General features: G+C 51.1%; 7 protein-coding genes. 4 read left to right on the forward strand and 3 right to left on the reverse strand.

Translation table 11 applies throughout. The features are described from left to right. Positions 1-95 precede the first annotated feature (95 nt). The 3 genes from MIB40_RS07020 (at position 96) to MIB40_RS07030 (ending at position 3,497) form a co-directional block, all read left to right on the forward strand. Complete coding sequence (locus tag MIB40_RS07020) at positions 96-1,274, forward strand: pyridoxal phosphate-dependent aminotransferase (protein WP_249692392.1); 1,179 nt, start codon at positions 96-98, stop codon at positions 1,272-1,274. 335 nt (positions 1,275-1,609) lie between these two features. After that, positions 1,610-3,265: an acetolactate synthase 2 catalytic subunit gene (ilvG, locus tag MIB40_RS07025; RefSeq protein WP_249692394.1), complete on the forward strand. Its 1,656-nt coding sequence runs from the start codon at positions 1,610-1,612 to the stop codon at positions 3,263-3,265. Further along, the gene (locus MIB40_RS07030) at positions 3,252-3,497 is read left to right on the forward strand and encodes an acetolactate synthase 2 small subunit (protein ID WP_249692397.1); all 246 of its coding nucleotides are present in this window, start codon (positions 3,252-3,254) and stop codon (positions 3,495-3,497) included. The genes ilvG and MIB40_RS07030 overlap by 14 nt, the downstream gene beginning before the upstream one ends. A gap of 11 nt (positions 3,498-3,508) precedes the next feature. Here MIB40_RS07030 and MIB40_RS07035 read toward each other — a convergent pair whose 3' ends face one another. After that, on the reverse strand, positions 3,509-4,225 hold the full coding sequence (locus MIB40_RS07035; RefSeq protein WP_249692398.1) for a substrate-binding periplasmic protein: 717 nt from the start codon (positions 4,223-4,225) through the stop codon (positions 3,509-3,511). Between the two features lie 208 nt (positions 4,226-4,433). Between MIB40_RS07035 and MIB40_RS07040 the strand changes: the two genes are divergently transcribed. Then, complete coding sequence (locus MIB40_RS07040; RefSeq protein WP_249692399.1) at positions 4,434-5,312, forward strand: DMT family transporter; 879 nt, start codon at positions 4,434-4,436, stop codon at positions 5,310-5,312. Positions 5,313-5,341: 29 nt separating this feature from the next. On the opposite strand, the gene MIB40_RS07045 is transcribed toward MIB40_RS07040, so the two are convergent. Together MIB40_RS07045 and MIB40_RS07050 are read right to left on the reverse strand one after the other, a co-directional pair. After that, on the reverse strand, positions 5,342-5,665 hold the full coding sequence (locus MIB40_RS07045; RefSeq protein WP_249692400.1) for a thiosulfate oxidation carrier complex protein SoxZ: 324 nt from the start codon (positions 5,663-5,665) through the stop codon (positions 5,342-5,344). After that, the gene (locus tag MIB40_RS07050; protein WP_249692401.1) at positions 5,665-6,117 is read right to left on the reverse strand and encodes a thiosulfate oxidation carrier protein SoxY; all 453 of its coding nucleotides are present in this window, start codon (positions 6,115-6,117) and stop codon (positions 5,665-5,667) included. Before MIB40_RS07050 ends, MIB40_RS07045 begins: the two co-directional genes overlap by 1 nt. Positions 6,118-6,340 lie beyond the last annotated feature (223 nt).

The following is a 6,340-nucleotide window of genomic DNA, read 5'->3' on the forward strand; positions in this document are numbered from 1 at the left end:
ACCGGTACAGCACCGATTATTTGCGCTGTTACCAGGTGGTACGGCCAACCCGGTATGCTAACCCAGCCAATCCTGTTATCAAAGAGGAAACCCTCGTGGACCCGCTCCAATCCCAACGTGTTCTAGCCATCAAACCGTCCCCTACCCTTGCTGTCACCAGCCGGGCTGCCGAACTGAAGGCCCAGGGTAAACAGATCATAGGATTAGGCGCAGGCGAACCAGACTTTGATACCCCGGACCACATCAAGCAAGCCGCCATTCAAGCCATTCACGACGGCAAGACCAAATATACGGCCGTCGACGGCACAGCCGAATTGAAACAGGCGGTCATCGACAAATTCAGCAGAGATAACCAGCTTGGCTATCTGGCATCACAGATTCTGATCTCCAGCGGCGGCAAACAAAGCTTCTTCAACCTGTCACTCGCTCTTCTTAATACGGGTGATGAAGTCATTATTCCCGCACCCTATTGGGTCTCCTATCCGGACATGGTGCGTATCGCCGACGCCACTCCGGTAATCATCAGTGCTAATCAGCAACAGGGATTCAAAATAACCGCTGAGCAACTGGCCGAAGCGATTACCCCCCGAACCCGCCTGTTTGTACTCAACAGCCCGTCTAACCCTACCGGGGCTGCCTACACCCGACAGGAACTGAGCGAACTCGCCGAAGTGCTGATCAAACACCCGCGTATTGTGATTGCCAGCGATGATATGTATGAACACATACTCTGGGGACGGGAACCTTTTTGTAACCTTCTCAATGTTTGCCCGGCCCTCTATGACCGCACCATCGTGCTCAATGGCGTTTCCAAGGCCTATTCCATGACCGGTTGGCGCATCGGCTATGCGGCGGGTCCGGAAAGATTGATCAAAGGGATGAAGAAGGTGCAGTCGCAGAGCACCTCCAATCCCTGCTCTATTGCCCAGGCTGCCGCCACTGAAGCGCTGAACGGCCCGCAAGACTGCGTGCAAGAAATGCTAAAGGCCTTTAAAAGCCGCCATGACTTTGTGCTATCAAGGCTCAATCTTATAGAAGGGGTATATAGCGTTCCAAGTTCCGGCACCTTTTATAGCTTTCCCAGTTTTCATGAGGTCCTCAAGGTGCGAGGCGGTAATGATGTGGAATTAGCAGAATATCTACTCAACACTGCCGGTGTGGCGCTAGTGCCAGGCTCTGCATTTGGTTCCGAAGGCTATATGCGGCTCTCTTTTGCGACCAGTCGAGAGTCGCTTGCTGAAGCCCTCGATCGTATCGAAAAAGCTCTGAGCTAAGCAGGGGTAAAAGTCAGTGGCATTGAAAGACTCTGCTATCTGCTGAGCAGTTTTGGCGACAGGGAGTTGACGGCAACGACCAAAGTTTGAGGATAGACAGTTGCGCCTTGCGGTCGAATGTGGTGTTATGTTGATTCGTCAATCGGCAAAACTAATAAAGAATCTATTCGCAATGTTGTTAACCAGCCAAAGCAAAAAAACCCTAAACAAACTCGTGGTCATTATTATGTGCCAGCGAGAGGGTTTGCGCGTCAGCTAGAAAAGACAACTGCACACAAAGCCCTCGCATCGAAAGATCCGGGGGCTTTTTTGTACCTCAACACAAAGGTAATCCTATGAAGGGAGCTGAATACTTAATTAATGCACTTCAGGAAGCGGGTACTGATACCATTTTTGGTTACCCCGGCGGCGCCATCATGCCAGTCTACGATGCGATCTATGACAGCTCGATTCGCCACATCCTGTGTCGGCACGAACAGGGGGCTGCATTGGCTGCGGATGGCTTTGCTCGCTCCAGTGGCAGACTTGGAGTGTGCCTGGGCACATCCGGCCCTGGCGCCACCAATTTGTTAACCGGTATCGCCAATGCTTATCTGGATTCTGTGCCTTTACTCGCGATCACAGGGCAAGTCGCCTCTCCGGTGATGGGCACCGATGCATTCCAGGAGGTCGATATCCTGGGCATGTCATTACCTGTGGTTAAGCACAGCTTCCTGGTTCAATCGGTAGACGATCTTCCACGCATCTTGCAACAGGCGATCGACATTGCCACCTCTGGACGACCTGGCCCAGTGCTGATTGATATCCCTAAAGATATCCAGCTCGCCGAATTTGATCCAACGCCTTATAACGGGCCCGATACTGAGTTACTCCGCGCCAGCGACGATGACTTGCAGCAGGCACGAGAGATGATAATGAGCAGCCAGCAACCCGTGCTTTACAGTGGCGGCGGCGTCGTGCTCGCCGGTGCCGTTGAAGCCCTGAGAAACTTTGCCAAGAGCAGCCAAATCCCCAGTGTAACCACTCTAAAAGGCATCGGTAATCAGCTGAATGATGAGCCTTACCATCTTGGCATGCTGGGGATGCATGGTACGCGTGCGGCCAATCTAGCCGTTCATGAATGCGATTTGCTGATCGCTGTCGGCGCCCGCTTTGATGACCGGGTAACCGGCAAGCTCGACGAATTTGCGCCTAACGCAAAAGTTATTCACCTGGACATTGATGCCGCCGAAATGGGTAAGTTACGCCGACCCGACCTGCCCCTTCAAGGCGAACTGAAGTACTCGCTGCAACAGCTCGAATGCTTTCCTGGGATTGATCCCTGGCGCGAACAATGCGCCGAGCTCAAACAAAAACATCGCTGGCGATACGACCACCCTGGCCCGGGAATCTGGGCGCCGAAACTGATTAAAGAATTAGCCGAGCTCAGCAGCCAAGAGCAGATTATCAGTTGCGATGTTGGACAACACCAAATGTGGATAGCCCAACACTACCCCGCCAGCCACCCCAGTCGCCACCTGAGCAGCAGTGGTCTGGGGACAATGGGGTATGGATTACCGGCCGCCATAGGCGCTCAATTCGCCAACCCCGACTGCAGCGTTATCAATGTCTGCGGTGACGGCTCTTTTATGATGAATATTCAGGAACTGGCTACCCTGAAACGGTATAACCTACCGGTAAAAATTCTCTTACTGGATAACCAGAGACTGGGCATGGTAAGGCAGTGGCAAGAACTCTTTTTTACCGAACGCTACAGCGAAACCGATCTTAGTGATAATCCGGACTTTGTCGCCGTAGCCAGAGCCTTTGGTATTGAGTCGCGACACATAGATCGTGCTGACCAAGTCAGTACAGCGCTCGATGAAATGCTACAAAGCGATAGCAGCTTTCTGCTGCATGTCAGTATCAACCCGCAAGAAAATGTATGGCCCCTGGTTCCTCCCGGGGTATCGAACACTCAGATGATGGAGCAAAATTATGAATCGTTTTAACCTTCGACTGGTTGCCCGTAACACTCCGGGCAGCCTAGAACGCATCTTGAATACCAGCCGAGTCCGTGGTTTCGCTATCAATCACTTCGAAGCCGAGCTCGATAGCGAACAGCACTATGCTATCGAAATGGCCGTTTCCAGCGAGCGAAATATTGAACAACTGGTTTTACAGCTGACCAAACAATTTGATATCCGCGAGCTGGAGCAACGACGCTGTCGTGATGCAGTATAGGAATTGGCTGTTTATTGCTCCCAATCGTCGAGCCCGTAGCGCGCGAGTATCTGTTGTAAACGACCGCTCGCGCGCATACGTTGAACACCTTTGCTGAGCAGTTGCACAAAATAACCAGCGGACGAGCTTTGCGGGGAACAGGCAATATAGAGCTCTCTCGGGTTATTCATTCGCCCAACTTCCACCAGGTTTCCTGCGAGCCCCATTTTATCCAGCGTGGCATTAAGCACATTGGGGGATTCAATCAGCAGTTCCACCCGATGAGCCAGCAGCAACTTAATATTACGCTCCAAAGGATCGTTGCCCGTCGTCACCTGCAAATAAGGCGAGTGACGATTACGCCTAATATAGCCATCGAGCTGCTCCCCATAACTGTAACCGCTGATAACAGCCACCCGAATTTCAGCAAGGCTCGCTTCAGAGGTAAAGCGCCATTGGCGATTCTCCTCCATAACAAAAAACCCAACATCATCCCTACCCATGCTGACTTCCGGGTAAAGAAAATCCGGAGCATCATCCCGGAAAGCCCCCGCTATACAATCTATGCTGCCTTTTCTTGCCTGAACGAGACTGCGCGACCAGGGCATCAATTGATAATCCAGCTGGTGCCCTGCCTTATTTAAAATTTCATCGGCCAACTCAATCATATAACCGGGATAATCACTATCCGGATTACCATTATACGGATACCAGGCATCTGCTCTCAGGCGCAAGGTATCGGCATTCACCGTCAACACTGTGAACGAAAGCAATAAGGTGACAAGCAATCGTAGAAAACAGAAATGGAAAAAAACTGCTTGCGAAGTAACTCTTATAAAGAGGGGCATCAACAGGCCTTCATCGAAATTTCAAGCATCATAACAAGGCTTTAGAGATACTTGCCACCTATAGTGACGGCTGTTACTGTGCGTTGCTTCACCCAATATACGAACCAGCATGCAGTCTACTCGAACCGGCCTTATCGCACTCCATAGCGGTTGTTTGTTATTGGGGGGAACAGCCCTCTTTTCCAAACTGCTTGAACTACCAGCGCTGGATATCACCCTGTGGCGCAGTTTGATTGCCGCCGTCGGCTTGGGATTGTTCATCGTTATTAGAGGATCTTCCCTGCGTCTGGCCAGCTCTCTGGACTATGTCATCATTTGCGCGCTCGGGGTAATTCTCGCGTTGCATTGGGTCACCTACTTTCATGCCATGCAGGTATCAACCATTGCCATTGGTATCATCGCATTCTTTTCTCACCCGGTGATCAGCGTACTACTGGAGTCGGTATTCGCCCAACGAAAGCCTCGGTTTTCTGACTTGTTGTGTGGACTTTGGGTGATCGCAGGCATCGCCGTGATGCTGCCCAATTTATCGGGAGGTAGTGCTGCTTCCGGTATCGGCTGGGGACTTTTCTCGGCATTGCTTTTCAGCTTGCGCAACATCCTTTACAAACGCTATTGCAGCCACTACGACAGTTCTCTGGCTATGATGTACCAATGCCTGATTGTGGCCATCGTGTTGTTACCTTTTGGAAACAGCCTCCTTTCGAACCTATCAATCAACGGCTGGTTGTTACTGCTATTACTCGGCACCCTGTTTACCGCGACGCCTCATACCCTGTTTTCACTCAGTTTACGTTTGTTGCCCGTCAGTACTGCCAGCCTGATCATGTGTACGGTGCCACTGTATGCCGTGTTACTGGCAGCCGTGCTATTAGGAGAAATCCCCGAGATGCGGACGATACTGGGTGGCGCTATGGTAATAGGGGCAGCACTCTATGAGTCACTCAGGATCAGCCACATCTCAGCAGTAACTGAAAACAACCGTTGATACGATCTCCTGACATCAACCAACCCGTTTCAGGAAACAATGATATCCGCGCTACGCTCGTACCGCTCTCCCTGTTCACCCGACCAGACAAAACGAAATTGCCCGCTACTTTCAACCCTGACAAAAAACGCCAGATAGGGATTGTCAGCCATACCGGCATCCAGCTCGGCCCGAAACACCTCAACCTCATCCAAAAAACAGACAAACTGTCCAATCAAATGCTTGGGTGCTTTACCGCCGGCTTGCAGGTTACGCCAACCGGATTCCATGAGATGATCCAGCTTGGTTTTTAGCTGCACTACCTGCCCTTTTTTCGCCGTGGAAGGTACTTTAATGTGTAAACGATTATCCATTATCCACAACCTCCCGCACCGCCGGTTATCTTGCTACGGCCTTTAGCCAAATAGGTACTGCCATCGTTCATTTCTGCCGCTACCAGCACCACCTGGGTTTTAAGTAAACGTATGCGTGTCGAGATTTCAGCCCGACCATTCGCAGGGCTCAAATAGAAACTTGCCACCTCCGGAGAAGGGTTGCGTTCAGCAATAATATGTATCGCTTTTACGTAATCCTCATCGCTCATAGGGCTATCAACTGAAACTTTAATGGGTACGAATCGACCCTGATCTGTCACCGCCGGCAATTCGATTTTGATTCTGCCTTTTGCCGGCTTTTTTTCACCGATTAGCAATTTAAGTCGCTGCTTCGCATCCCTGGGAGCCCCATTGGCCACCGGAGAAAAAACCAATAGAGACAATACTGGAAAAGCCGCCAGCCACAACATAAGTTCACGACGTTCTATCATAATATCCTCCTGTCGCCCTTGGGCACCTCTGATTAATTCAGATAGAGCTATGCGATCCTAAAAATGGCTTTGATCAAGGCGAAGCCTGCTGTTCATGTCGGGACCTGGACAAGGGCTTCAACACCGAAAAAAGCCATTTTTAGGCCCGCCCTACGGGGCTTTCAGGCAAACCCAGACTCGTTGTTACGCCTTTTTGAAAGGTCTCGACCTTACTGCAAAGGCG

Origin of the sequence: Aestuariirhabdus haliotis, from assembly GCF_023509475.1 — a bacterium.
GTDB classification, from domain to species: Bacteria; Pseudomonadota; Gammaproteobacteria; order Pseudomonadales; family Aestuariirhabdaceae; genus Aestuariirhabdus; species Aestuariirhabdus haliotis.

Bases quoted from the DNA above. Each gene is read 5' to 3' on its own strand.
- ilvG (WP_249692394.1), top strand. From the start codon at position 1,610: ATGAAGGGAGCTGAATACTTAATTAATGCACTTCAGGAAGCGGGTACT.
- MIB40_RS07030 (WP_249692397.1), top strand. From the start codon at position 3,252: ATGAATCGTTTTAACCTTCGACTGGTTGCCCGTAACACTCCGGGCAGC.
- MIB40_RS07040 (WP_249692399.1), top strand. From the start codon at position 4,434: ATGCAGTCTACTCGAACCGGCCTTATCGCACTCCATAGCGGTTGTTTG.
- MIB40_RS07045 (WP_249692400.1), bottom strand. From the start codon at position 5,665: ATGGATAATCGTTTACACATTAAAGTACCTTCCACGGCGAAAAAAGGG.
- MIB40_RS07050 (WP_249692401.1), bottom strand. From the start codon at position 6,117: ATGATAGAACGTCGTGAACTTATGTTGTGGCTGGCGGCTTTTCCAGTA.